Below are 25,360 nucleotides of genomic sequence, written 5' to 3' on the forward strand. Positions count from 1 at the left end.
ATGAAAATTGAAATTAGAAGACCAAGAATGGAAGATATAGACGAGCTGAATCTGTTTTTCAGTAAAGTCATCAGGGATACGTTTGAAAAAGAAGGAATATCGGAACTGGTTGGTGATATGAAAGATGAAATGGCATGCAAGAGACAATACCTAAAGACTGATTTGGAAAGCAACGGGGAGGATCGGTATTTTTTGATCGGTCTGGATGGAAAAGAGATTGTCGGTTGTATTGAATATGGTCCTGTGAGTGAGCTGATTGTTAGCTGCACAGATGGAGCGTTAAGCGGATTGAGCGAGATAGGGACGGTTTTTGTTCATCATAATTATCAAAGACGGGGGATAGGGACTCTGCTTTTACATGTCATGTTCCTTACCTTGCAGAATAGAGGGATCAGCGAATTTTGCCTTGATAGTGGTTATTCGAGTGCACAGAAAGTCTGGAAGAAGAAGTTTGGTGAACCTGATTATTTGCTTCAGAATTATTGGGGAGAAGGGTGTGACCATATGATTTGGAAAAGGAATACTGCTGATTTGCCCCTGCAATTTCATTTGTAAAATTAATAGAATCTTAACAAGGAAAACTTTGGATAAGGACGAATAGTACGTAGTGGAGGTGGCATCCATGGATTTTTATTTTGAAGCGGAGGAACGGGCTGAGATTCTTCAAGAGTTAACAGAAGAGCAGAGGGTTTATTTGCTTGAGAGGCTAAAGCGAGGAAAACGGACTCTTTTTTCAAATGAGCTGGTGAAAAGCAAGGGAACTTACAGTGGTTCTGAGCAGGAGCTTGACCGGGAAATTAACGACTGGGAGTTTATTGAGCTGCTTGACGGCGGTCTTGGGAATCGCCCGTTTCGCTGTGAGTGCGGGATGCCGTTGAGGTATCAGTATATTGTGAAGAATACAGAGACAGGCGAGATCAAGAAATTTGGAAAAGATCATTTTGAATTTCATACCGGGATTCCGGCATCTGTGGTGAAGGAAATCATCAAAGGGTTTACGCAGATTGATTTTGAACTGGATGAAATTCTCTATAAGGTGATGAATGGCTGGGATCAAAAGGTTCTTTCAGAAGCGAAAGCGATGGGCCTTGACCTTCCTAAAGAGGTGCAGGATCTCCTTGATCTCGATCTGCCTTTGTTAGACCGGCAGATTAATAGACTTAATCGAATGATTTTGAAGGAGAAAGCGGGTCGGCAAAAGGAAATGCGTCAGCCTTCAGCCGTTTCGACGATTACAAGAGCTGCACCAAAGAAGTTATCCGCCATTCCTAAGGTGAATTCACCTCTGGGGAATGAGATTCATCAAGCGATTATTCGTTTAATCGAAAACACAGGAACGATAAGTGTGCTCGAAATCTGTGAGGATATCAGTCAGTACAGTCATCCGTTTAAAGGATATTATGACTCCGGAAAGCCGAAGTCGTTTGTATATGTTGCGATGGTGATGGATCAGCTTGTGGCTCAAGGAGTCTGTCAGTTAGACAGTAAGACGTTTGAGGATCGGTGGTATTCAGTTAAGTAGAGGTTTAACATCTTAATTTTTGCAATGAGGGGTGACAAATTCATGTACCAGCCAAAAGCATTCGGAACGTTTCTGAAAAAGAAGAATCACATTTTCCGCCAGTCCGCTTATCTTCAATGGGGTGAGAGCGAAAAATCCATTGGCAGTTTTTTGCTTCTGAATCCTGGGAGTGCCAGTCATGAGACTGTAAAGGATTTGCGTGATGGGCAAAGTGTTTTTGCACCTATTTCCTTGGATCCCACAATGAAACAAGTGGTGAAATTGGTGGAAGCTTTTTATCAGCTTGAGCCGCTAAATGGAAGAATTCATTTGTATAATTTGTTTACGCTTCAGAACACGAAAGACAGTGAAGCCATTGCTCAAATTGAATATTTTGGCGGAAGAGGGATAGTTCTTGCTTCTGATATGGAAGTTCCGCTGAGTGAGCTGAAACAGAATCCTTGGATCTGCATCGGGTGGGGAGTAAACAGTAGAAGTACATATACCTTTTTAAAAGAGCTGAAAAGCAGCTGGATGGAACGTATCAATCAAGCGGGCATTCCTTCGTTTGGTAAAAAGAATCAAAATGGCGATTATTATCATGTATGCCCTCAGTTAACTGCGCAAAAGCATAGCATGATTGAAGAGCTCAGACAATTGTACGTGCGGGAGGTTAAACCCCAAGAACTATCTGAGATCATTGAATTTACGGTTGCTGCCACTCGTCCTAATCTATATCTTGGGCCTTTTACCACGTATTACGATGAAAATGAAGGATGGGCGGTTTCAAGAGATAATCCTGAACGTGTGATTCAAAGTTTTTCACAGCTGAAGATTCGAAAAGGGTTTAAACTGAGAGCCTATCAATATACAGCTGGAGGAAATGGGCATTCTGCCGTATACGCCATTCCGCATGACCGGGAACTGCCGCCGCCGGAAGAATGCATGTATGCGGACGAGCATAGTTTGGAGCATCCGAAACCTGATTTTGCTTATGATCATGTTTTTCAGGCGGTGGACGGGGATTATTCGCCGCTATCCTACTTGCAGGCAGCGATTGCCTATCATGAAATCGGGGAGTTCGGCGCGCTGTGGCACGGGTGCTATTGGAGTGCAGGCGATATTTTGCCCATAGATGAGGACGAATACAAAGTGGCAAACAGTGTCGTAGACTATTTGTATACTCTTGGTGAATGGAATGAATTCAAAACGATCCCGCCTTCTCTCAGACCGGTTTTCTTCTATGAAAATGAAAGTCCGACTGTTGTCTTCTATACGAAGAACGACGTGGGTATGGTCAAACTGAGCCGGTATACACATAGATTTGAGAAAGACAGTTATGTTCAGAAGGTAGAGTGTGAGGATTTGTCGTTTGCGGGGTTGGGGATTATTTTTTGATAGAAAAAGTGCCTGAACCCTAGTTCGCTAACGTTATAACGCGACGGGGGGCAGACACCTTTTTTAATTCATGCAGTGGGAAAGTTCACATTTAACTCCAATTAATTTAGAAACCCCGCGAATTATTTTCAAAACCCCTCCAATTAAATGGCAAACCCCATGAATTAATTTCAAAACCCTGCGAATTAATTTGAATACATGCTTAAGGGCGCTCAAGAACCCTAACAAGCATTTCGTGAATAACATCATGATCACGCGTATCATACAGCCTGTATTTCTCACCCGGAAGGGAATACCACTCCTCAGCCCCAACATATGTGATGGCAAGAGTCAGGTCGCCGTCATCACCGCACGTGGTGACAAGTTCAAGGTCACCGCTGATTACGCCGACTTCAGAGGTCATGACACCGTGGGTTGCTGTAAAAGTAGTTGACTTCTTTTCCATACAAGCACCTCCATTATTTTGTATGTAAAGGTGCTGTACGAACGACCAGCCAACTGTGAATCGTTCGTTCGTACAGCTATCCAATCAATAAGAGCAGCTATTGAGCATGCTCTGAAGTGCGGTCTTCTCTGAAGACTGCAGGCTTAAACCCCATTTGTACTTCGTACTGATCCACCACTTTGAGTATCCGCAGGCTGCGCCGGAACGGGGCGGCTGCCACGTAGATGGATCCTGGTCACCTTTGGAACGATTGGTGCTGGCGCTTACCGCAATTAGCTGCGTGCCGCTTAAGTCGTTGGCAAAGTCCTCACGTTTGTCCGTTGTCCAGCTGTTTGCGCCGGAACGCCAAGCCTCAGCAAGAGCGACGACATGATCGATGTCAAGGTCCGACGGATTGTACAGCGTAACACCGTCATAGTAACTGTACCACTTGCCGGACGTCACAGGGCAGCTGCCGCTGTAGTAGTCGGCATCACGCTTAAGCACCAGCTGACGGGTATCACAGCCGTTTCCTTGACTGATCCAATGGGGGAATTTGTCACGGGAGTAGCCGGTCATGGAGCCCTCTGTCTTCACGGTCAACGCGTTCAGCTGCGATTGTGCCGTGGACTTCGACGGAGTGCCGGGTGGCAGTGCATAGGCGTCCGGCAAGAATAATGTGAACGAGAGAAACAGTGCAAAAACAAATAACATCGTTTTTTTCAGCATGTAAATGCCTCCTGTATGTAATTTTTATATTAATCTCTCATTTTTGATAGGTGAGAGGTTAACAACAAAACAGCCACTGGATTGTTGTTTAATTGATAAATGGAAATTTGTATCTCCATTTGAAATGATAGTATAATAATAGATTTTTTTACAAGTTAAGCATTTGTAAATCCCTTAACATTTAGGGGAAGAAATGTAAGTACATTAGAAAGAGAAACGGTAAGGCTCCTTGAATAAATAGGTTAATAAGTAATAAGCATTTTTTCTGAAAATGAGGATATTGTATCGAAAGTTCTCTGTATGCAGCAGTTCCACACCTGAATGTTTCAAATGTAAATATATTCAGAAAATGAGTACATAGAAGGGGGTGCTGGGAGTGAAACGAATGGGAGAAATCAAATGAGCTCGCTGCTTGAGCAATATAAGTAGGTGTTCATGTAGTGGGAAAGTTCACATTTAACTCCAATTAATATAGAAACCCCGCGAATTATATTCAAAACCCCCCCAATTAAATGGCAAACCCCATGAATTAATTTCGGAACCCTGCGAATTAATTTGAATACATGCAAGAGGCTTGTTTTGGAGCGCAGCCTCCTGCGTTATTTGTAGAATTTTCAAAAAAATGTTCATATCAGAGAAAAGGTGCCTGCCCCCCCAGTTCGTTAACGCTGTAACGCAATGGGAGTCAGGCACCTTTTTTCAACATGATTGACAGCAATAAGGGCTGCCCAGAAATTCAGGTAAAACCGAGTTTCTGAACAGCCCCTAGTATAATATTCACTTGATGCTAAACTTTATTTATCTTGTTCCGCTGTTTCTTTTTTCATGATGTAAAAGGCTGCAGCGATCCAGGAGGCGATAGGAATAATGATGGCTACACCTATTCCGGCACAAAGGATCGTGATGATTTCAGCGCTGAATACTTTTGAATTTACGATGTCTCCAAGGGAGTAAGATAATTCTTTAAACCAGATCAGCAGTCCCAAATAGCTGCCAAAGAAGGCGAAAAACAACGTATTTGTGTTTGTCCCAAGAATGTCTCTTCCGATCTCTATCCCTGATGCGTATAAGTCTTTCCTGCTTATGGACGGGTTATGTTTGACAATTTCGTGCATCGGGGATGTTATGGAAATAGCAATGTCAGTAATGGCCCCGATCGTGCTCATGATAATGACGGAAGCTCCTATTCTAATAAAATCCACCCCAATATACCGTGAGAACATACTTAGTTCTTCGGATTCCTCTTCGCCAAATCCCTGAATCATTGTGTGATCTGTCAACATGACAATAACAATGAACATAATGGCAAGCGTAATAATGGTTGAAATAAAGGCAGTGGTTGTTTTTTTGTTTACTTCGTTTATAAAAAATAAATTAATACAACTAATTACTGCGCATGCTGCCAAGGTTAAAATAATTGGATCAAGATTTGGATCTGCCATAAAGAGAATCGTGAAAAAGAGAACGCCGAAATTTAGAAATAAAGCGATAAATGACCTTGCTCCTTTTCTTCCGCCAATTAGAATCATTAATAGTAACAAAATGGATGCGAGGGTGACTAATACATTCATACTTTTGCCCTCTTTCTTTTAATGAAAAAAATAGAGGTATACAGGCCGATGGGGATTGTTAGAACAATTCCGATTCCTCCGGCCAAAGCCCGGGCCAATTCCAATGAAAGGTTCATGGAAAGAGTGAATCCGAGTGGAGAAGAATTTTTTAAATACAAAAGCAGCATGGGAATAGATCCGCTTATATAAGCGAAAAACAAGATATTTGTCATCGGTCCCATAATATCTTTTCCTATTTCCATACCTGAAGCTTTCAGTGCTTTTATGGGGATATTGTTATTCTTTTCATACAGTCCATATATAGAGGAAGACATTGTAATGGCTACATCCATAACTGCTCCTAAAGAACCGACTAGAACTCCCGCCATAAACACTACCTTAGGGGGACGAGTCAGAAATTGCATCTCTTCATATCTAAGACCGTTTCCTGCCGTTGCCTTTATGACAAACATGGCAATGAACAAGGAAATAAACGTACCTAAAAGCGTGGCAATAATAGCTGCAAACGTTTTTCCATTAAATCCGTTAACGAGGATCAGAGAAATAACCGTAAATAAAATGGCACTGATGCTGCAGATCAATAGTAAATCAATGCCGGTTGTATTTAGATAAACGTCTAATGCGTACGATAAGATGATGCCATTGACTGCCAGACTGATCACAGAAAACAGCCCTTGTTTTTTTCCGACTATCAATAAGGTAAAGATGAAAAGCCATGCTGCAATCAAAAGGTATTTATCACGTTTTACATCTTTAATTGTACCGGTTAAAGCTTCATCTGTTTTCTCATCAATTAACACAAACAATTCATTACCAACATGATACTCTTGATCAAAACCTCCGGATGATGAATATTCATTGGTTAAATGGATCAGCTTTCCTTTGTCTTCTCCATTTTTCAACCTGGCTGTGATCTCCTGCCTAAAGAGACGATCATGGTTGTCGTGCATATCCACCATGTTTGATGCATCTGTCTGTTTTGTTTTGACTACTTCTGCTATAGGGCGTTCATAAAAGGAGTAGTTATGATGAACAAATATAAAAGATGCTGTAAAGCAAACAAATAATATGGCCAGTAAAAACCTTTTATTGTTACCTGATATATTTCCTGTGTGTTTCAAAATAAACCTCCAGCAAGTATGTATGAATCTGAACAATGGACTTAGAATAACAGGACAGGTTTCTCAGCGTCAAGAACATCTCCTGGTGACAGTTGAAATAAATAAGAAAAAAGTGCTTGCCTCCACCAGTTCGCTAACGATGTAACGCAACGGTGATCAGGCACTTTAGTCAGGTAGATGTTCATGTAGTAGAAAGTTCACATTTAACTCCAATTCATTTAGAAACCCCGCGAATTATTTATAAAACCCCTCCAATTAAATGGCAAACCCCATGAATTAATTTTAAAACCCCTCGAATTAATTTGAGTACATGAAGGAGGCACGTTTTGATGCGCAGCCTCCTGCGTTATTTGTTGAATTTTCAAAATTAATGTTGACACCAAGCATATTTTTCCTTTTAATTATAAATGTAAACGCTTTATGAAATCGTTTGCACATCTGCGCAACACCCAGCCACGCATATACACTCTTACCAGTTTCAAAGTTTCAATGAGTACAAGCTAATAAATCATAATGGAGGTTGAAGAATGCAAAGGATTCTGAAAAGTGCACTAGTTTTGATTTTAATGGTTTCATTGTTTGTTCCATCTCTGTATTTGCCGAAAGCAAACGCAGCAGAAAAGGACCCGGATCTGCCTGAAAACACGGTCAGAATTCACTATGTGAAGGACGATAAAAATTATAAAGATCTTGGATTATGGTTATGGGAAGACGTAGCGGAAGCACCAAAGGAATGGCCAAAGGATGCTGTGCCATTTACCGAGGAGCAAGCTGATGAGCATGGCCTCTACATCGATGTAAAAGTAAAAGAAGGCGCGAAGAAACTCGGATTCCTTGTTGTCAATCGCGTGACTGGCGAGAAAACAGGCGGGGACAAAGTGTTCACGATGCTTGAGGATTACAATCACCTGTGGATTAAAAATGCGGATGACACCGTTTACACATCATCTGAATGGGAAAATCCAATTGGCATTGTCAGTGCAGAAATCGTTTCAAAACAAAAGCTTATGATTGGACTGACAAGAACAGAAGGTTTGACGGAAGAAGAGCTACTTGCAGCAATCAAAGTACAGGATGAAAACGGCACAGACATTCCGGTTGAAAGTGTGAAAATTATGTCCGGTTCAACAGTGGAAGTCAGTACTTCTGCAGAACTGACGAATGATTCTTACACCGTTACATACGCTGGTAAATCCGTTGCCGCAACTAAAGGCTGGAGAATGATTGATGAGCTTTATGCTTATGATGGCGATGATCTTGGTGCTGTCTATCAATCTGGGAAAGCTGTGCTGAAATTATGGGCGCCTAAAGCAAGCAAAGTAACAGCGGTATTTTATGATAAAAACGACTCAGCAAAAGAAATTGGCAAGCTCGATTTAGCCTTAGGAGAAAAAGGTGTCTGGTCAGTTGAAGCGAAGCCTGAGAATCTTGGAATCTCTGATTTAAAAGGATACTTCTATCAATACGAAGTAACAAATGGCGGCGAGACGAAGAAAGTACTCGATCCTTATGCCAAATCAATGGCTCCTTTCACTGTGAATACAAAAGGTGAAGCAGGACCTGATGGCGATATGGTAGGAAAAGCAGCTATTGTTGATCTTGCAGGAACAGATCCGGCAGGACTTGATTTTGCGAAAATTGACGGCTATGAAAAAAGAGAAGATGCAGTTATTTGGGAAATCCATGTCAGAGATTTCACTTCTGATCCTTCCATTGAAGGGGATTTAACATCTGACTGGGGTACGTATGACGCGTTTAAAGATAAGCTCGAATACATCAAATCACTTGGTGTGACTCACGTTCAATTGCTGCCGGTCATGGCTTGGTATTACGGCGATGAAACGAATATGAGAGAACGCGAGCTTGAGTATTCAGCTGCAAACAACGAATATAACTGGGGCTATGATCCACACAGTTATTTTTCACCGGACGGAGCTTATTCCATGAATCCGAAAGATCCGGAGCTCAGAATCAAAGAATTAAAGGGACTCATTGACGCGGTGCATGATTCAGGAATGGGTGTTGTGCTTGATGTTGTTTATACGCATATGGCAAAAGCAAGCATGCTGAATGATATTGTCCCGAACTATTATGCTTTCCAGGATGCTAATGGAAACTTCATCGGCGGATTTGGAAACAATCTTGCGACAAACCACGTTATGGCTGAAAAGCTGATGGTTGATTCGGTTAAATACTGGTTTGAAGAATACAAAATTGACGGCATGCGTTTTGATATGATGGGCGATGCAACGTATGATTCCATCCAGAATGCTTACGACGCAGCTGCTGAAATTAATGAAAATGCCTTATTCATCGGCGAAGGCTGGAGAACGTTCGGTGGCCATCTTTCAGATCCGGCACTTGCAGGTAAAGGTGCCGATCAAGATTGGATGAACAAAACAAATGATGTCGGAGTTTTCTCAGATGAAATCCGCAATGAACTGAAATCCGGTTTCGGATCGGAAGGGGAACCGCGATTCCTGACTGGCGGAGCAAGAAGTCTTGATCTTATTTTGAAAAATATTAAAGGGCAGCCTACCAATACAGCTGCAGATGATCCTGGTGATATGGTTCAGTATATTGAAGCGCATGACAATCTTCCATTATATGATGTCATCGCTCAATCGATTAAGAAAGATCCAGCCATTCCTGCGAACAACGAAGAAATTCATGACAGAATCCGTTTAGGAAACTCCATGATTCTGACTTCTCAGGGAACTGCTTTCCTTCATGCTGGACAGGAGTACGGAAGAACAAAGCAATGGTTTGGAGAGGGACTTCCTGAACAGAAATTCCATGCTCTTCAAGATGAAGCTGGAAAAGTGTTTGGTTACTTCATTCACGATTCTTATGATTCATCAGATGCCATCAACAAATTTGACTGGGAAAAGGCGACAGATGCCAGCACATTCCCAATTAATAACACGACACGCGAATACACGGCTGGTCTGATTGAACTGAGAAAATCATCAGATGCATTCCGACTAGGAAGCAAGGAGTTAGTTGACTCAAATGTTACGATGATTGATGCCCCTGAAATGAACGATTCAGATTTAGTCATCGGCTATAAAAACGTATCTTCAAATGGAAAAGAAAGCTACTCTGTGTTCGTAAATGCGGATACAAAAGCAAGAAAGCTTACTCTTTCTGAAGACTTAAGAAAAGGCGAAGTGGTAGTCGACAACGACGAAGCTGGCGCTAAAAAAGTTAAAAAGCAATCAGGCTTTAAGCTGAAAAAAGATTCCATTACAATCGAACCGTTAACAACTGTTGTTGTAAAAGTAAGCGATAAAAAAACGGGTCCTGCTAAACCTGAAAAAGAGCAGGAAACGCCAGTTCCTCCGGCTAAACAGCCTGGAGAACCAGGTGACACTCCTGTAAATTCAGACAACCCGGCTGATCCAAGCTCTACTGAGGAAAAACCTGCAGGCCAGGAGTCCGCAGCTGCAGCTTCTAAAAATCAGCTGTCCAATGATTCAAATGGAAACTTTTTGCCCGCAACGGCAACGAACCAATACAACATGCTGTTAATTGGCTTAGTGAGCTTGCTCGCTGGAACTGGCTTCTACTTCATGATGAGAAGAAGAAGCGCAGCGGTATAAGAATTTCAAAAAGAGTACTGAATGGCTTTTGCATTTGGTACTCTTTTTTTTATTAGCAAAAACATAAAAAAACGCCCGAATATTACTAGGCGTTAACCAAAACAAGGATCATTAAAGTAAACAATTTCAGACAGAAACTTGCTGCCTTTTAATTTTTTGAATGCATCTCTGGCTTCTTTTTCTGTGCTGAATTCGTACATCTTGATGGTTTCCTTTAAAAAGAGGGTAATCACCCACATTTTCGTTCCTCCTTGTTGAGCTGATTTTTTCTTCTTATTACATGCTATTTCGAAATGGACATATTATGACCGCGCTCAGGCAAGCATTCCGGAAACATCATAGTTTTTCTTTGTGTACACGTACCCTTCCAAGATGATTCTCGCTGTTCGAACGACTTTAATGGCGCGAATGTGACCGGCGATCACATCTGTTTTTGTCTGCATAATTCCTGCGGGATGTCCTAAACGGAAAACTTCATTTTTTACGGTTATGAGATCAGACAAGATCGTTTCTTTTAGATATGCGCAGGAGGTTGTACAAATCGCTCCTGTAATAGCAAGGGCCTGATGCGGTTTCTGCATGGACATCATCCTGATGGTGCAGTCCATTTCAGAAGCGGATCTTGGTGTTCCAGTTACATCAGTGTAATCCATTGGCGGAGCGATTATAGTCATTTTAGGCACGGCGGGCGATTGTTTCGTTGCGTTTTCTTTTTTTGCAAAACCGCACAATTCAGCTGCTGACGCTCTTATTGCTTCAAGTTCAGCCAATTTTTCCTGCGTAAATTCATGGGGAAGTTCTGTTCCTTTAAGACCCACATCATTTGCGTTAATGAAGACGAGCGGATTGGCCACATCAACTATTGAAACTTCAATGGGACCTCTCGGTGTTTGAATAGTATCTGCAGCGTTTCCGGTCGGAAACAGCTTTCCAGTTACGGCACCCTCTGCATTTGTGAACGAAAGATAGATTGGGGACCCTGTTCCGGGAACACCTGGGATTGAGCACATTCCCTCTGTTTTGACCCGGCCATTTTCAACTTCTACCTCCGCAATGATGATCTTCTTAGTATTGGTATTATAAATTTTTACGGTCGTAATCGGTTCGATTGCTGGAACAAGTCCCTGCTCAATTGCATAAGGGCCAACTGCAGAGGAGATGTTTCCGCAATTTCCTTTAAAATCAGCCAGTTGATTTTCAATGCTGATTTGGGCAAAGGTGTATTCGACATCCATTTCTTCTGAATCTGACTTTTTGATAATCGCCGCTTTACTGGTTAATGAATTGGCTCCGCCGAGTCCGTCAATCTGCCTGCGGTCAGGGCTTCCCATAATATCGAGTAAAAATTCATCCCACAGCAAACGATCAGACGGCATATCTTCAAAGTTCAGAAAAACGCCTTTACTTGTTCCTCCGCGCATCACTACGACAGGCACTTTCATCTCGTAACCACCTTTTCTTATTCATTTCAAAAAGTACCGGTGCTTTTAAAAATATAGTATGATAGAGAGAATCATAAGTAAAATAGATAAATTCTTATTGAAATACATGAAAAAAATTATAATCAAAGATTGGAGCTGAAAGGGATGGATGAAAAAGACTGGATCGCTTTGAGGATTTTAAGTGAGGAAAAAAACATCAGTCGGGCCTCTGAACGTCTGTATATATCACAGCCTGCACTGACTTATAGGCTGAAAAATTTGGAAGAAGAGTTCGGAACCCGTTTGTTTTTTAAAATAAAAGGGGGCATAGAGTTTACCTCCGAGGGGCTGCATTTAGCTGCTTATGCAGAAGAAATGATCCAAAATCTGCAGAAAACAAAAGACTACATGTTGAACATGCAAAAAGAAGTAAGGGGAACTTTACGACTTGGAGTATCGAGCAACTTTGCACAATATAAACTTCCTAAACTATTAAAAGGGTTTTCAACCGAGCATCCTAATGTGCAATTCAGCGTGAACACCGGCTGGAGTACTGAGATTATGAGCCTGCTGGATTCTTCAAGCGTGCAGCTTGGCATTTTGCGCGGAAATTATGACTGGTATGGAACGAAAACACTTCTCCATAAAGAAAGGCTGTGTCTGATTTCAAAAAATGAAATCAATATGGACCGGCTTCCTCAGCTGCCGTTTATTCAATATAAGACAGATAGTTCCTTGAAAAATTTGATAAACGGGTGGTGGAATGACCGTTTTTCAGAGCCACCATTTGTAACAATGCAAACAGACAGGCAGGAAACGTGCAAGGAGATGGTGAAAAATGATTTAGGAATTGCGATTTTGCCTGAAATTTGCCTCCAGCCATCTGATAATCTATATACGTATGGCCTGTCTTATAAAAATGGGGAGCCTGTTTTGAGAAATACGTGGCTTATGTACAATCAGGATTCTCTGCAATTGTCTACTGTTAAGCATTTTATTGACTTTTTAAATCATCATCCTGATATTTAAGGGAACGGGGAAATTTACCCGTTCTAATGACTGGTTATAAGATTTTTTTAAAGAAAACCTAAAAAAATATATATTTTACTTATTTCCTAGTTTCTAATAATCTTAAAATATGCAATATTGCGAATGATAATTAGAATTACTTGTAAGCGGTTACTTAAAACGAGGAGGGGATGAAGATACTTACTTTTTTAGGAATTTCGATGGTGGCGGTCTTTACCTATTTGATTATGGCGAAGCGGTTATCTCCTGTTACAGCTCTGGTTATTGTACCGATTGTTTTTGCGCTGATTGGGGGATTCGGGTTAGAGCTTGGGGAGATGATGATGGAAGGCTTGAAGACAGTAGCCCCTTCAGCAGCTTTACTCCTGTTTGCGATTTTGTTTTTCGGTATTTTAATAGATGCGGGATTATTTGATCCCCTTATTCATAAAATGATGAAATTGGTGAAAGGCGATCCGGTGAAAATAGCGATAGGAACAGCTGTTATCGCCATGATCGTTGCGCTTGATGGAGACGGAACTACGACACATATGATTACCATTTCTGCCATGCTTGCGCTTTACCTGCGCATTGGCATGAATACGCTGATTCTCGCTACGATTTCGATGCTGTCTGTCAGTATTATGAGCGGCATGACACCTTGGGGAGGACCTGCTACAAGAGCGGTTGCCTCATTAGGCCTTGATGCAAATGAATTCTTTCTCCCTATGCTTCCGACAATGCTTGCAGGAATGGGATGTATTCTTTTTATCGCTTTTGTTCTTGGAAAAAAGGAGCGGGCACGAATAGGGATTATTGAAATGGAAGAAGTTTCAAAGGAATCATTGGCGCTGAGTGAAGCGGCAGCCGCATACACGCTTCAGGAAGATATAAAACGCCCAAAATTAAGATGGGTCAACTTCATTTTAACCCTTACAGTTATGGTGATCCTGGTCATGGGCATTCTGCCGGTTCCCGTTCTGTTTTTAATTGGAGCTGTGGTTGCCGCAATGATCAACTACCCGAATTTAGAGCAGCAGAAAGAGCGGATTCTTTCTCATGCGGGAAATGCTTTAACCGTTGTTATCTTAGTATTTGCCGCAGGTATCTTTTCAGGCATTTTTTCCGGAACAAAAATGGTGGATGCGATCTCAAATTCCCTGGTCGCTATTATTCCTGAATCTGTAGGTTCTTTTTTTCCGCTGGTTGTGGCGCTGACAAGTATGCCGTTTACATTCGTGCTTTCCAATGATGCGTATTACTTTGGCGTATTGCCGATACTTGCTGAGGCAGGAGCTGCATATGGAGTAAGTCCCCTGGAGATTGCGAGAGCTTCTGTTTTAGGCCAGCCTGTTCATTTTCTGAGTCCGCTCGTTGCTTCCACGCTCTTACTTGTTGGGATGGTCAAAACGGATCTTGGCGAATTTCAGCGCTACGCCTTTAAGTGGACTCTTCTATGCTCCATTGTGATAATAATTGCAGCCTTTATAACTGGTGCTATTACTTAAAAAGAGCGGAGCCTGCTAGATGCGGGGCTCCGTTTCTTTTTGCGCGGCGATTGAAATGATGCTGACAATAATCTTCGCCAGGTTCATGACCGTAAACAGGCGGGTATCATTTAAAAATTGTGAAGCGGGCAGCGGATCGATATAATTCACGATCGCTTTGAAATGGTAGTCACCAACTTCCGGCAGCATCTTTTCCAGCGCTTTTCCGGGTGCAAGAGGACCCTTATTAAAAAAGACAGAACCGACTTGATCTTGAGTTCCAAGGCAAGCATCCATGCTGATAATGAGAGGTTTCTTAAATGGTTTTTGAATCTCTTTAAGGATTCCTTTTAGATTAAAGGCATGAACCGGTTCTTCCAGCGTTCCGTAAATGCGGAAGGGGATTTCTTTTTCCGAGAGCATTGTTCCGGCTAAAGGTCCTAATGAATCACCGACATACCGGTCTGAACCAATGCATAGGAAAACAATCTCCTGATTCTCCTGTGCAGCTTGCTGGAAAATTTCCCGTAATTTCCGGGCTGCAGCTTCCATTTCCTTTTCTTCTGTTTTACTTTTGGATTTCACTCGATAAGCAGGTTCCTCTGGCTTTTCATTAGAAAAAAGATTCACTGTTGTCCCCCCAATAGGCTCTGTTATGAGGCAGAAGCCTGCGATTGTTTCTTCTTCTTACATTCTAAGACATGCAAGAATTTAAAGAAAGGAGGAAGAATCATACAGACTGCGACGATCCGGAGCACCTGAACCGCTGCGACAAATGCGGAGTCGGCATGAAACACGATGGCAGCAGTTGTCAATTCTGCAATGCCGCCCGGGGCAAATGCGAGCACAGAGGTGATGAATGGCAGATCTGTTGCAGCAGATACAAGATAAGCACATAGAAACATAGATAGTACAAGACCTGTTGTGCTTAAAAAAGAGATGAACAGCGTTTCTTTTAACCCGATGAACATCCTTTTGTGAAAACGGGAGCCAATGCTTGCTCCGATAAATAGTTGTGAAAGGATGATAAACTCATGAGGCCACCAAGCTGTGAGATCATAACCGGCTATGGAACTGAAAGACTTGACTATACCTACACTGATCATTGCACCGATCAGCCATGGAGCAGGAAATTTTAATAATTTAAATGTGTAAGAGCCAAGCCATGCGGCCAGCACGAAGACCGCAGTCCCTGCCAAATCTTCGAAATTAAAAGAATAAATTGCAGGAGAAACCGTGTCCTGGACAGGACTTCCAATCCATATAAAGAGAAGAAGCGGAATGGAGAGAACAACAATGAATATCCGCATCGTCTGAATGATGCTTACCATTCCTGTATTGGCGCCTGCTTCTTCTGCCATACTCGGCATGGCTGACAGGCCGCCGGGTGCTGAGGCAAAAAAACTGGTCAGCATATCAAGTCTGCTGTATTTCCATAAAATCAGGCCGGACAGTAAAGCAAATAAAATAGAAAGAAACAGCATCATCGTGACAATCAGCCAATTCTCTTTGAAAATAATAAAAACAGAATCATTTAACTTCATGCCCATTTCAATCCCCAAGATCCCCTGACCAATTAATAACCAATGATTTGGAACACCTGTCCTTTGCATCTTCATCCATTTCGGACTCGTGATTGAAAGAAAAGCTGCCGAGAGCAGCGTTCCAATCATCCATCCGACCGGAACACCTGTGAGGGAAAAGAGAAATCCGCAAGCCCCGCATACTGCCATAAAGAAAACAAATTGGAGAAATTCGCTGTTTTCTTTCATACAAGCTCCTTCTTCCTATGATTTAAAGCAGTGAATGGACGAATCACCAACTTATTAACCCAAATATAGTATACTTTCAGATATAAATAAAATATTGATTTTTTATCCTTATCCATAAATATTATTGATGTCTGACAGAGGGGGGAAAGAGGATGGATGAACGGGATTGGCTGGTTTTGCAGACGCTTTACCGTGAAAAAAACATTACAAAAGCCGCCCAGCATTTATATATTTCGCAGCCTGCATTAACGAATCGCCTGCAGCAGCTGGAAAAGGAATTCGGTGTGACCATCGTTCACAGAGGAAGACGCGGCGTTCAATTTACACCACAAGGCGAATATTTGGCGAAATGCGCCCATGATATGCTGTCTGCCATTCAGAAAATAAAAGAAAATGTCCTCAATATGGAGGATAACGCGGTTGGAACATTAAGGCTTGGCGTGTCTAATTTTTTCACAGATTATAAACTTCCCAATCTCTTAAAATTATTTAAAGAGCAGTACCCGAATGTTGAATTCAAGGTAACGACCGCATTCAGCAGCGAGATTGCCCATTTAATTTACAGCGGGGATGTTCACATCGGGTTTGTCAGGGGAGATTACAGCTGGAAAGGGCAAAAGCGTCCGCTGTTTGAAGAAACCTTGTGCATTGCTTCAAAAAGTGAAATCGATATCTCAAAACTCCCCGACTTGCCGAGAATTGATTACCACACAGATCCTCTGCTGAAAACAGCCGTAGATCATTGGTGGTCTGAACATTTCACGCAGCCCCCATTGATAAGCATAGAAGTGGATAAAGCCGATACGTGCAAAAAAATGGTTGTAAATGGATTGGGCTATGCTATTTTGCCAAGTATGATTTTAAGTGATGTCGATGACCTTCACAAAATTGTTATTAAAACCTCTGAAGGAAAGCCAATTATGCGTAAAACGTGGATGTTTTTCCACGAGGAATCCCTGCAGCTGAATATTGTGAAGGCATTCGTTGATTTTATCGAGGAACTGGATTTGGAGAATGGGATTTAGAGGAGAAAAAGGCTACCTATTTTACATTCGCTTTTCTATAAAAATGAACAAATTGAAAAATAACCAGACCTTTGATAGGCTGGTTATTTTTTTGCTAGAGTTTAATAAAAAAACAAGATTATCTATGAAGATCTTTACGCCGTAGATAAAGAATGAAAAAGTAAACGAATGCGGAACCAAATATAAATAGTAAATATTCCTTTATCTCATTTGGTTTTAACATTAACTTTTCATCGTAAATAAATTTCAGATTTTCGTCTATAGAAATTGGGACAGTAAAGATTGTTAATACTAATGATATGGCAGAAAAAACTCCATATATAACCAAAAACATAGAAACCGTAATTTTCTTTTTTGTTACAACCTTCACATTTTGAGAAGTTTGTGTTTGGATGTCCATTAGACTCCTCCTACAATTATTTTTTATATGTTATTTTTACGGCTAAGATTTTTAAAAGTTTCAAATATGCAACAGGCGGCGTTAGAATAAACAGGTCAAAAGGGAGAAAATAATGAAGAATGGATTAATTTCCTTTGGAATGAAAAAAGTTCGTTTCTCTTTGATTATGGCTGTTTTCGCATAGATTATTGTTTTTCATTATAAATGTTGCCCGTTCCTTGCAGCGAGAGGAACTTGCTTTCCGCGGGGAGCATGGGAGCCTCCTAGGCGTTGCCTGTGGGGTCTCCCATTTTGCTCTATTTCCCGCAGGAGTCAAGTTCCTTCCGCTGCAATCCACTTTAGGTTTTAACATTTAGTCTAATAGCAACTATATTTAAGATAAGAGCCTTGATTATTGATGATTTAAGCGAAGCTGTGGTTGGCAATATCAACATCTGTGTGAATTGAACCATAGCTCGTTTGTGTATTGAAAATCGAGGGTAATAATGAAGGAGACATTAGAAAAAATTTCTATATCGCTCATTCCAAAATGGATAGGTTTCCGTTTTTCAAGGAAGACATAGGAGGAACAAATGAACATACGCAAATATATGGTTGAGGGAAATAAAAAAGTTAAACTAAAGAATTACGAAACAACAGAAGACCATGGCTTTACGGAAAAGGAACTGCTTAATCAGCATATTCCGGAAAGCGTTGACAAACTGAAAGAATTGCACTGGCGCCTTCATGCAGAAGAGAAAAAAGGCATAGTAGTTGTTTTACAGGCAATGGATGCCGCGGGTAAAGATGAGGCTATCAGCTATATCTTTTCGAATTTAACTGCACAAGGTTTAAAAACGACTTCTTTTCAGAAGCCGTCTGACACAGAGCTTAGCCATGACTATCTTTGGAGGATTCGCGAAGGACTTCCGGCGAGAGGACAGATCGGCATCCTGAATCGGTCCCATTATGAAGAAGTGATTGCACCAAGAGTCCATGATTTGCTGGATGATGAAACAATACCTGACGATAAGGAAAAGGAAGAAATCTGGTCAGTGCGCTTTCGTCAAATAAATGATTTCGAACGCTATATGGTGGAAAATGGCTTTGAAGTGATTAAATTTTTCTTTCATATGTCGAAAGAAGAACAGAAACATAGACTGCTGGAACGAATGAAAAATCCGAAAAAGAACTGGGAGTTTTCATTCAGCGATGTAGAAGAACGGCAGCATTGGGACAGCTACCAGGAAATCTTTGAAGATATGTTAAGCAATACGTCAACGGATTACGCCCCATGGTACATTCTTCCGGCAGACGATGAATGGTATTCGCGCTACATCATCACGAAAGTCATGATTGAATGTCTTGAAAAAATAGATCCGCAATTTCCGGAAATTTCACAAGAAAACCGGGAGAAGCTCGATGAATATATCGAGCTGCTGGAAAATGAGGATGACTAATATAGTGAGCGAAATTTTTGTGTTCAAAAAAACGGGTACTAATTGCTTTGCAATTTAGTACCCGTTTTCTGCTGCAATTTGCTGTTTTTTCAATACGGAACCCGTTATGAATTCACATCAGCCTTTTTCAGAATAGGATTCTGCAGGTCCTTTCATTTTTTTCTTCATAAACATACTTTGTCTTTTCTTCATCGACTTTGTTAAATAGCCGCCTTTAAACGAGCGGATTTCATAGGACATCATGAAAGCAGTTGGTTCTCTTTCCTGAATAATTTCAAGCAATTCCTCTTCGCGTGACCGTTTAGAGACGATATCCAAGCGGAAGCGGATGGAATTGATGCCCTGTCCTTCAAATGAAGTTACCCCGAAACCTGCATTTCTTAAATCATTGACAAGCTCCGTATTTCTCTCCGGAACATTTACCTGATACGTTATATAGCCAATGGCCAGCTTCTTCTCCAATAAACCTCCGAGCAGCAAGCCCACACTGAATCCGACGACATAAGCGATAATGTTATAAAAGTTTGATAGATCCTGAAAAACAATTCCTAAGCTGATGATGTAGATAATCGCTTCCAATAACCCGACACCAGCTGCTGATTTTGTTTGATTTTTTACAAGAAGGATGGTTCTCATTGTGAGGACCGGAACAAAAACCAGCTGCAATAAAAAGATCAACAACGCTTGAAGCAACATGTAAAAAACTCCTTCTTCATGACATACGGAAAGCTTAACATATTTCGTATGGATTTTCAGTTATTCTTAATCATTCATAAAATTACCAGGAAATCTGTTGAATGGATTTCCCGCAGGCGTTATCCTTATCATATATTAATAACGCTTTCATCGAGGGGTGTTCGGTGGGGGAATTGAATCGCGACATGCTGAAAAGAATGTAACAGAAGTTGGAGTCTTTAAATGAGAGCAGGCTTTTTTCAACCTAATGGTCAAAACCATTTTACTTTGTATAAAATAAAAATAAATAACTGACCCCGTATCTTTTCATCCCCCTACATTCGTTTAAAAAGCAGAGAGGTTTAAAAGGAGTGAGATCATGCACGGTAACAGGCTGTCAGACTTAGAAAAGCAGGAATGGCCAGCATCACTTGAGTATTATCCGAAATTACAGCAATATTGCCAGTTTCTGACCCAGAACAAACATGACGGGGAAGACGTAGCCCAGGATGTGATGGTAAAAGCGTTTCTTAAATATGAGCAAGGAAAAATCAGTCCAGCACTATTGAATAAGATGGCGTATCATCAGTGGGTTGATGTGGTTCGGAAAAGGAGAAAAGAATCTCTTGGAGAACTCCCTGAAATGAGTACAGGAGATCATGCAACCCGAATGAATGAGCTGGCTGAACTGATTGATCATTTAATGGAGAAGTGCACACCAAAGCAAGCCGTACTTTTTCTGCTGAAGGAAGGATTTCAATATCAGACGAGGGAGCTTGCTGAAATGCTTGAGACTTCCGAAACGGCAATAAAATCCGCGTTGTTTCGGGCAAAGAAACGATTGGCAAAGGATAAGAAAGAAGCTGATTCCTTCTGGGATGAGGAAGAACGCGAACTGCTGTCTGACTTGATGTATACGTCACTGCAATTTCAGGATCCCTCTCCTTTGCTTCAGGCATTGCCTGACATTCTTACATTTGAAGGTACTGAAAGTCCGGCACTCATCCTTACAAATGTGCGGCCTTTACCGAGCTTCTCTTCTTCGGCCTCTCTGTGCATGGCTGCATAGCCTGCAAAATCGAAACGAGGAGGAACTCCATTGAGTACGATACCTTATGTTATTGAACAGTCTGGGCGCGGAGAGCGTTCCTATGATATTTATTCCCGCCTATTGAAGGACAGGATCATTATGATCGGGGATGAAATTAATGATCATGTCGCGAACGTCGTTGTCGCGCAGCTCCTATTTTTAGCGGCAGAAGATAACGAAAAGGACATTTCCATTTATATAAACAGCCCCGGAGGATCCATAACAGCGGGGTTCGCGATTTTTGATACGATGCAATATATCAAGCCCGATGTCAGAACCATCTGCACCGGAATGGCTGCTTCATTCGGAGCAATGCTCCTTTTAGCCGGAACAAAAGGAAAGCGGTTTGCACTCCCGAACAGCGAAATCATGATCCATCAGCCGCTGGGAGGAGCACGGGGCCAGGCAACAGAAATCGAAATCTCCGCCCGCCGCATCCTGAAGCTTCGTGAGCACATCAACGAAATCATCGCTGAGCGCACAGGCCAATCCATTGAAAAAGTAGCCAGAGATTCCGACCGCGATTACTACATGAGTGCAGCTGAAGCGAAGGAATATGGGATTATTGATGAGATTATTGTTTCGAGATGATAGGGGACACACACCTGCTGTAAAGCGGATGTGTGTTTTTACGTAAAATTAACAAATAAGCAGAAGGAATATTTGTAAAATAAAGATTGGGGAAATCTGATTGAAACCCAGGAAGAGCAGATAGAATAGAAGTTAAAATGGGCCGCAAAAGGTCCTTTTTTTATGTCTTTATATCTCCATCGTCATTTCTTAAATTTCTTTAAAAAATCTTAAGAAAAAGTTTCCTTTCATAATGGGATAAGCTGGCATATAATTTGAGGAGAAAAGATATAAGAGTGAATTTAACCTGAATGCAGTTTTTATATAAAATGTTAATTTAACTAGAATTATAGAAAGACGGGTGAGTCAGACATGCCCCCTACAGCAGCTGCAGCATGCGATCAGACTTCTTTTAACGATATTTATCAAACTTATTATACGGTGATTTACCGGATTGCCCTGAGGATGACAAAGGATCCCCATTTGGCTGAGGATATTGCCCAGGAAACCTTTCTTAAGGCATTTTTGAAGATGGACACGATTTTTGAAAAAGAGAAATTGAAAAATTGGCTTTCGTCTATTGCCAGGAGAACGGCGATTGATTTGTTTTTAAGAAAGAAGAGAAATGAGATTTCCATAGAAGAGCAGCAGGTAGCGGACGGCAGGGAACAGATAGAGGATACGATTGACTATTCACTTTTAAAAGAAAAGACGAAGCTTCTTGTTTCAGGGCTGAAATCGGATTACAGGGAAATCATGATGCTGAAACTGTTTTTGGAAATGAAAGATCAGGAGATTGCAGAGTATCTTTCCTTGAACCTTTCAACTGTTAAAACAAAAATACATAGAGCGCGAAAGGAATTGAAAGCCGCGCTTTGAAAGAGGATGAAGCTCACAGGAGTTCATCCTCTTTTTAAGGTCTAGTCCTATTTAAGGAACATACAATGGGAATAATTATCAGAAAAGTGAAACTTTAACTCGTGTGTTCCGTATTATCAGGTATAGGAGAGGAGGAAACATATATGATTTATATTTTCACATTAGTCCTTTATGCAGTAACACTCGGTTTCATCGGACTTGGGATCTTTATGCTTTTCACAGGATATGAAAAAAAGAAAACAATCATTGTCCTGATTATCGCTCTTATTTTAGTCATTGTGGGACTATCCATTAATAAACTTATTCCTGCCTCAGATGGTGAAAGAACAATAAATGTAGACAATAAAGCCGTTTCTGAAATTTATGGCGGTTATCATTGCGTCCTGAAAGACGACTACCTGGAAATGGATTTCCGCTATGAAACTGGCGATAAAGCTAAAGCCGAAACGTACTGTGATCAATTTAATCAAGGGGAAGAGTATACGATAAACTATGTTCGCGAAGATGGGGTTAATTTGATACAAAAAGTGATTAATTAACTCTTTTTCCTTCTAATCATTCAGGTAAGGGAGTGTTTATATGATTTGGCTCTATTTTTTGATACCAGTAGTTATCATTTGTGCTCTGGCTGTCTATTTTGAAAAGAAATCCGGGATGTCACCGCCGGATGGAAGTCTGCAAGAAGAGAAATTACATGAAGTTAGTAATCAAAACAGCATAAATACGAATGGAACAGGCACAAATTGATATCCAAGGGAACTCCGGGAAAGAAGGGAGTTTCCTTTTTTTGCTCTGTTATTCTAATATATAGGCTATTTGAAGCCTATCAGCAGAATCGTAAGAGTATAAAATATCCTTTCTTTACAAAAACCAAACAAAAATTTACATAAATCTGATAGCCTCAGGCATGGTTTTCACGTTACCCTTTATTTATAGAAAACCAAGTTCAGGAGGAGAATTCATGAAAAACACAGATTTGTTTCGTAAATTCGGCACATTATCTTTAGCAGGTGTTTTACTGGCTTCGAGTTTTCCGGCAAGTTCTTATTTTGCAAAAGCTGAAACGACATCTGAGAGAGTTTTCAGCGGAGAAGGAAATGCTTCTTCCCAAATGGTGTCAGGGGAAAAAGAAGGTGATGTATCTCTCAATAAAACGATGAAAATTTCCGATATAAAATCAGAAAAAGGCCTTAAAGGTCAAATGATTGCAGTGGAAGGTACGGTGTCGGCAGCAAATGTAAAGGTTCATGCTGATGCCATGCCTGTAACATATATACAAGATGAAACTGGAGGAATAGCAGCTGTCGGACTTGATGCAAAGAAAGGCCAGCGTGTCCGTATAAGCGGGATGGTTCAAGATCAAAAAGGCAGTCGTTCAATATTGACACAGGAAACTGTCCTATTAGATGAAAAAGAAGCAGATGTTGATGAGGCAAGGGTTTCTGCTGAGGATGCGGCCTCTAAAGAAGGATTTTTAGTGAAAGTAAAAGGTGAAATTACAGCTAAAACCGCCGATACACTCACAATTGACGGTGCATTGACTGCCTACGCAGATCCTTCAGCTGGCACATTGCAGGATTACGAAACAGGGGATTCCATTACGGCTTATGGGATTGTTGCTTTTGATGAAAAGAAAAAGCCGCGCCTGATTGTGAGCAGTCTTGGAGATATAGTGAAGAACGAACAGATGCCTGATACTCTTCAGCTGAAAAAGGTGGCAGGTTTCAGTACAGGTGTAACGGACAAAGATGGCGGAGTGGCAGAGATTGTGAAATACAATCCTGATAATAAGAAGTTTTACGTGATTAATGGAAAAAGCCAAACCATTGATATTGTCAGTTTAAAAGATTTAACTTCTAAAGACGGCCAGGAGCTGAAAAAAGAAAAGTCACTTAACGTTGCAGAAGCCGTGAACTCGGATACGTTCAATTACGGTGATGTAACGAGCATTGATATCAATCCGAAACAGAAAGTGATCGCTGCGGCGGTTCAGGAGGCAGACTATACGAAAGCAGGCAAAATCGTTGTAATGGATTATGATGGGAATGTATTAAAGACGTTTGATGCCGGTATCCAGCCGGATATGGTGAAAATGTCTGAAGATGGCCGCTTCATTCTGACAGCTGATGAAGGTGAACCTAGAGCAGGACTTGAAAATGGAGTTGATCCTGAAGGATCAGTAACCATTGTGAATTATGAAACGGGTGAAGTGAAGAAGACAAGATTTAATGATGCAAAAGTGATTGATCGTCATGTTCACATCCGGAATAACGGCAATAAAGCAGATGCCGTACATGACTTGGAGCCGGAATATCTTGCTTTGTCTAAAGACGGAAGCAAAGCGTATGTATCTCTTCAAGAAAACAATGCTATTGCGGCCATCGACGTGGCCTCAGGCAAAGTGAAATCAGTCAAATCTCTCGGTTACAAGGATCATTCATTGCCTGGAAATGAGCTGGATGCTGCACGAAATAACAAAATTGAAATGGAGCGTCTTCCGATTTTAGGTGCATATATGCCAGATTCCATTGCCCATGTGGACATCAAAGGAGTCAGCTATCTTGTTACGGCAAATGAAGGCGATGCCACAGAGTGGGAAGAGTTTGAAAACGTCACGGACTTTTCAGATATAAAGGACAGCATCAAGCTGAAATCCAATCTTTTTAAAGGAATGTCACCTAAAGAAGCAAAAGCGGCTTTTGAAAAAATGAAGAACTCCGGAGATTACGATAAACTCGAAGTGCTGACTGACAGAGGCGACGACGCTGTTTATACGCTAGGCGGAAGATCGTTCTCCATTTGGAAAGCTGACACGATGGAACTGGTTTATGACAGCGGAAGCGACTTTGAAAAAATAACAGCAGAGCGCTATCCTGAATTTTTCAACTGGTCAAATGACGATAACGCCTTTGAGAAGCGCAGTGCAAAAAAAGGACCTGAGCCAGAGGATATAAAAATAGGCATGATCGGTCAAGAGGTGTTTGCGTTCACAGGTCTTGAGCGAATTGGCGGAGTTATGGCGTATAATATTTCGAACCCTGAAAAAGCTCAATTTGCAGGCTATATTAATACTAGAGACTTTTCAAGTGAAATCGCAGGTGACGTTTCCCCAGAAGGACTTGAATTTGTGCCTGCTGAAAAGAGTCCGACAGGCCGTCCGCTAGTTTTAGTGGGAAATGAAGTCAGCGGGACAGTTGCCGTAAACGAAGTGCAAGCGGGTCCGGACGGGGATTGAAGGAATTCTCAGG

At 41.3% G+C, this 25,360-nt stretch carries 24 protein-coding genes; 14 read left to right on the forward strand and 10 right to left on the reverse strand.

What is annotated here, in order from left to right:
- The 3 genes from AC3ISE_RS06510 (at position 1) to AC3ISE_RS06520 (ending at position 2,899) form a co-directional block, all read left to right on the forward strand.
- Entirely contained in the window at positions 1 to 555 is a 555-nt protein-coding gene (locus tag AC3ISE_RS06510; protein WP_489223534.1) for a GNAT family N-acetyltransferase, read from the forward strand.
- A 67-nt stretch (positions 556 to 622) separates the two neighbouring features.
- On the forward strand, positions 623 to 1,522 hold the full coding sequence (locus AC3ISE_RS06515; RefSeq protein ID WP_489223535.1) for a DUF3895 domain-containing protein: 900 nt from the start codon (positions 623 to 625) through the stop codon (positions 1,520 to 1,522).
- 42 nt (positions 1,523 to 1,564) lie between these two features.
- On the forward strand, positions 1,565 to 2,899 hold the full coding sequence (locus AC3ISE_RS06520; RefSeq protein WP_489223536.1) for a hypothetical protein: 1,335 nt from the start codon (positions 1,565 to 1,567) through the stop codon (positions 2,897 to 2,899).
- A 202-nt stretch (positions 2,900 to 3,101) separates the two neighbouring features.
- On the opposite strand, the gene AC3ISE_RS06525 is transcribed toward AC3ISE_RS06520, so the two are convergent.
- The 4 genes from AC3ISE_RS06525 to AC3ISE_RS06540 form a co-directional block, all read right to left on the reverse strand.
- Entirely contained in the window at positions 3,102 to 3,344 is a 243-nt protein-coding gene (locus AC3ISE_RS06525; RefSeq protein WP_489223537.1) for a hypothetical protein, read from the reverse strand.
- Between the two features lie 84 nt (positions 3,345 to 3,428).
- Positions 3,429 to 4,052: an HNH endonuclease family protein gene (locus tag AC3ISE_RS06530; protein WP_489223538.1), complete on the reverse strand. Its 624-nt coding sequence runs from the start codon at positions 4,050 to 4,052 to the stop codon at positions 3,429 to 3,431.
- Positions 4,053 to 4,846: 794 nt separating this feature from the next.
- Positions 4,847 to 5,623: a YibE/F family protein gene (locus AC3ISE_RS06535; RefSeq protein ID WP_489223539.1), complete on the reverse strand. Its 777-nt coding sequence runs from the start codon at positions 5,621 to 5,623 to the stop codon at positions 4,847 to 4,849.
- Positions 5,620 to 6,747 (reverse strand): YibE/F family protein, encoded by a 1,128-nt coding sequence (locus AC3ISE_RS06540; RefSeq protein WP_489224280.1) that lies wholly within the window; start codon positions 6,745 to 6,747, stop codon positions 5,620 to 5,622. Before AC3ISE_RS06540 ends, AC3ISE_RS06535 begins: the two co-directional genes overlap by 4 nt.
- A gap of 524 nt (positions 6,748 to 7,271) precedes the next feature.
- On the opposite strand from AC3ISE_RS06540, the gene AC3ISE_RS06545 reads away from it, so the two are divergent.
- Entirely contained in the window at positions 7,272 to 10,346 is a 3,075-nt protein-coding gene (locus AC3ISE_RS06545) for a pullulanase (protein WP_489223540.1), read from the forward strand.
- A gap of 92 nt (positions 10,347 to 10,438) precedes the next feature.
- Here the strand turns inward: AC3ISE_RS06545 and AC3ISE_RS06550 are convergent, their stop codons facing one another.
- Positions 10,439 to 10,585: a hypothetical protein gene (locus tag AC3ISE_RS06550; protein ID WP_489223541.1), complete on the reverse strand. Its 147-nt coding sequence runs from the start codon at positions 10,583 to 10,585 to the stop codon at positions 10,439 to 10,441.
- 75 nt (positions 10,586 to 10,660) lie between these two features.
- On the reverse strand, positions 10,661 to 11,788 hold the full coding sequence (locus AC3ISE_RS06555) for a 2-methylaconitate cis-trans isomerase PrpF family protein (RefSeq protein ID WP_489223542.1): 1,128 nt from the start codon (positions 11,786 to 11,788) through the stop codon (positions 10,661 to 10,663).
- Between the two features lie 144 nt (positions 11,789 to 11,932).
- On the opposite strand from AC3ISE_RS06555, the gene AC3ISE_RS06560 reads away from it, so the two are divergent.
- A complete protein-coding gene (locus tag AC3ISE_RS06560; protein WP_489223543.1) occupies positions 11,933 to 12,796 on the forward strand; it encodes a LysR family transcriptional regulator in 864 nt (287 codons plus the stop codon).
- A 176-nt stretch (positions 12,797 to 12,972) separates the two neighbouring features.
- The gene (locus AC3ISE_RS06565) at positions 12,973 to 14,283 is read left to right on the forward strand and encodes a CitMHS family transporter (RefSeq protein ID WP_489224281.1); all 1,311 of its coding nucleotides are present in this window, start codon (positions 12,973 to 12,975) and stop codon (positions 14,281 to 14,283) included.
- A 15-nt stretch (positions 14,284 to 14,298) separates the two neighbouring features.
- Here the strand turns inward: AC3ISE_RS06565 and yyaC are convergent, their stop codons facing one another.
- Complete coding sequence (gene yyaC, locus AC3ISE_RS06570) at positions 14,299 to 14,892, reverse strand: spore protease YyaC (RefSeq protein WP_489223544.1); 594 nt, start codon at positions 14,890 to 14,892, stop codon at positions 14,299 to 14,301.
- A 23-nt stretch (positions 14,893 to 14,915) separates the two neighbouring features.
- Positions 14,916 to 16,034, reverse strand: coding sequence for an AbrB family transcriptional regulator (locus AC3ISE_RS06575; RefSeq protein ID WP_489223545.1), 1,119 nt, complete (start codon positions 16,032 to 16,034; stop codon positions 14,916 to 14,918).
- A gap of 152 nt (positions 16,035 to 16,186) precedes the next feature.
- On the opposite strand from AC3ISE_RS06575, the gene AC3ISE_RS06580 reads away from it, so the two are divergent.
- Positions 16,187 to 17,059, forward strand: a complete 873-nt coding sequence (locus AC3ISE_RS06580; RefSeq protein ID WP_489223546.1) for a LysR family transcriptional regulator — start codon at positions 16,187 to 16,189, stop codon at positions 17,057 to 17,059.
- 118 nt (positions 17,060 to 17,177) lie between these two features.
- Here the strand turns inward: AC3ISE_RS06580 and AC3ISE_RS06585 are convergent, their stop codons facing one another.
- The gene (locus AC3ISE_RS06585; protein WP_489223547.1) at positions 17,178 to 17,459 is read right to left on the reverse strand and encodes a hypothetical protein; all 282 of its coding nucleotides are present in this window, start codon (positions 17,457 to 17,459) and stop codon (positions 17,178 to 17,180) included.
- Positions 17,460 to 18,031: 572 nt separating this feature from the next.
- On the opposite strand from AC3ISE_RS06585, the gene AC3ISE_RS06590 reads away from it, so the two are divergent.
- The gene (locus AC3ISE_RS06590; RefSeq protein ID WP_489223548.1) at positions 18,032 to 18,898 is read left to right on the forward strand and encodes a PPK2 family polyphosphate kinase; all 867 of its coding nucleotides are present in this window, start codon (positions 18,032 to 18,034) and stop codon (positions 18,896 to 18,898) included.
- Between the two features lie 117 nt (positions 18,899 to 19,015).
- Here the strand turns inward: AC3ISE_RS06590 and AC3ISE_RS06595 are convergent, their stop codons facing one another.
- On the reverse strand, positions 19,016 to 19,591 hold the full coding sequence (locus tag AC3ISE_RS06595; protein ID WP_489224282.1) for a DUF2179 domain-containing protein: 576 nt from the start codon (positions 19,589 to 19,591) through the stop codon (positions 19,016 to 19,018).
- 361 nt (positions 19,592 to 19,952) lie between these two features.
- Between AC3ISE_RS06595 and AC3ISE_RS06600 the strand changes: the two genes are divergently transcribed.
- The 6 genes from AC3ISE_RS06600 (at position 19,953) to AC3ISE_RS06625 (ending at position 25,347) form a co-directional block, all read left to right on the forward strand.
- Positions 19,953 to 20,642 carry a sigma-70 family RNA polymerase sigma factor gene (locus AC3ISE_RS06600; RefSeq protein WP_489223549.1) on the forward strand — a complete coding sequence of 230 codons (690 nt, stop codon included), beginning with the start codon at positions 19,953 to 19,955 and terminating at the stop codon, positions 20,640 to 20,642.
- Between the two features lie 30 nt (positions 20,643 to 20,672).
- Positions 20,673 to 21,254: an ATP-dependent Clp endopeptidase proteolytic subunit ClpP gene (gene clpP / locus AC3ISE_RS06605; RefSeq protein ID WP_070876848.1), complete on the forward strand. Its 582-nt coding sequence runs from the start codon at positions 20,673 to 20,675 to the stop codon at positions 21,252 to 21,254.
- Between the two features lie 351 nt (positions 21,255 to 21,605).
- The gene (locus tag AC3ISE_RS06610) at positions 21,606 to 22,112 is read left to right on the forward strand and encodes an RNA polymerase sigma factor (RefSeq protein WP_489223550.1); all 507 of its coding nucleotides are present in this window, start codon (positions 21,606 to 21,608) and stop codon (positions 22,110 to 22,112) included.
- A 143-nt stretch (positions 22,113 to 22,255) separates the two neighbouring features.
- Positions 22,256 to 22,651, forward strand: a complete 396-nt coding sequence (locus AC3ISE_RS06615) for a hypothetical protein (protein WP_489223551.1) — start codon at positions 22,256 to 22,258, stop codon at positions 22,649 to 22,651.
- A 40-nt stretch (positions 22,652 to 22,691) separates the two neighbouring features.
- Positions 22,692 to 22,859, forward strand: coding sequence for a hypothetical protein (locus tag AC3ISE_RS06620; RefSeq protein WP_489223552.1), 168 nt, complete (start codon positions 22,692 to 22,694; stop codon positions 22,857 to 22,859).
- 214 nt (positions 22,860 to 23,073) lie between these two features.
- On the forward strand, positions 23,074 to 25,347 hold the full coding sequence (locus tag AC3ISE_RS06625; RefSeq protein ID WP_489223553.1) for a choice-of-anchor I family protein: 2,274 nt from the start codon (positions 23,074 to 23,076) through the stop codon (positions 25,345 to 25,347).
- Positions 25,348 to 25,360: the final 13 nt, after the last annotated feature.

The sequence above is a fragment of the Metabacillus sp. KH_069 genome, assembly GCF_057838075.1.

Bases quoted from the DNA above. Each gene is read 5' to 3' on its own strand.
- AC3ISE_RS06510 (WP_489223534.1), top strand. From the start codon at position 1: ATGAAAATTGAAATTAGAAGACCAAGAATGGAAGATATAGACGAGCTG.
- AC3ISE_RS06515 (WP_489223535.1), top strand. From the start codon at position 623: ATGGATTTTTATTTTGAAGCGGAGGAACGGGCTGAGATTCTTCAAGAG.
- AC3ISE_RS06520 (WP_489223536.1), top strand. From the start codon at position 1,565: ATGTACCAGCCAAAAGCATTCGGAACGTTTCTGAAAAAGAAGAATCAC.
- AC3ISE_RS06525 (WP_489223537.1), bottom strand. From the start codon at position 3,344: ATGGAAAAGAAGTCAACTACTTTTACAGCAACCCACGGTGTCATGACC.
- AC3ISE_RS06530 (WP_489223538.1), bottom strand. From the start codon at position 4,052: ATGCTGAAAAAAACGATGTTATTTGTTTTTGCACTGTTTCTCTCGTTC.
- AC3ISE_RS06535 (WP_489223539.1), bottom strand. From the start codon at position 5,623: ATGAATGTATTAGTCACCCTCGCATCCATTTTGTTACTATTAATGATT.
- AC3ISE_RS06545 (WP_489223540.1), top strand. From the start codon at position 7,272: ATGCAAAGGATTCTGAAAAGTGCACTAGTTTTGATTTTAATGGTTTCA.
- AC3ISE_RS06550 (WP_489223541.1), bottom strand. From the start codon at position 10,585: ATGTGGGTGATTACCCTCTTTTTAAAGGAAACCATCAAGATGTACGAA.
- AC3ISE_RS06555 (WP_489223542.1), bottom strand. From the start codon at position 11,788: ATGAAAGTGCCTGTCGTAGTGATGCGCGGAGGAACAAGTAAAGGCGTT.
- AC3ISE_RS06560 (WP_489223543.1), top strand. From the start codon at position 11,933: ATGGATGAAAAAGACTGGATCGCTTTGAGGATTTTAAGTGAGGAAAAA.
- AC3ISE_RS06575 (WP_489223545.1), bottom strand. From the start codon at position 16,034: ATGAAAGAAAACAGCGAATTTCTCCAATTTGTTTTCTTTATGGCAGTA.
- AC3ISE_RS06580 (WP_489223546.1), top strand. From the start codon at position 16,187: ATGGATGAACGGGATTGGCTGGTTTTGCAGACGCTTTACCGTGAAAAA.
- AC3ISE_RS06585 (WP_489223547.1), bottom strand. From the start codon at position 17,459: ATGGACATCCAAACACAAACTTCTCAAAATGTGAAGGTTGTAACAAAA.
- AC3ISE_RS06590 (WP_489223548.1), top strand. From the start codon at position 18,032: ATGAACATACGCAAATATATGGTTGAGGGAAATAAAAAAGTTAAACTA.
- AC3ISE_RS06600 (WP_489223549.1), top strand. From the start codon at position 19,953: ATGCACGGTAACAGGCTGTCAGACTTAGAAAAGCAGGAATGGCCAGCA.
- AC3ISE_RS06610 (WP_489223550.1), top strand. From the start codon at position 21,606: ATGCCCCCTACAGCAGCTGCAGCATGCGATCAGACTTCTTTTAACGAT.
- AC3ISE_RS06615 (WP_489223551.1), top strand. From the start codon at position 22,256: ATGATTTATATTTTCACATTAGTCCTTTATGCAGTAACACTCGGTTTC.
- AC3ISE_RS06620 (WP_489223552.1), top strand. From the start codon at position 22,692: ATGATTTGGCTCTATTTTTTGATACCAGTAGTTATCATTTGTGCTCTG.
- AC3ISE_RS06625 (WP_489223553.1), top strand. From the start codon at position 23,074: ATGAAAAACACAGATTTGTTTCGTAAATTCGGCACATTATCTTTAGCA.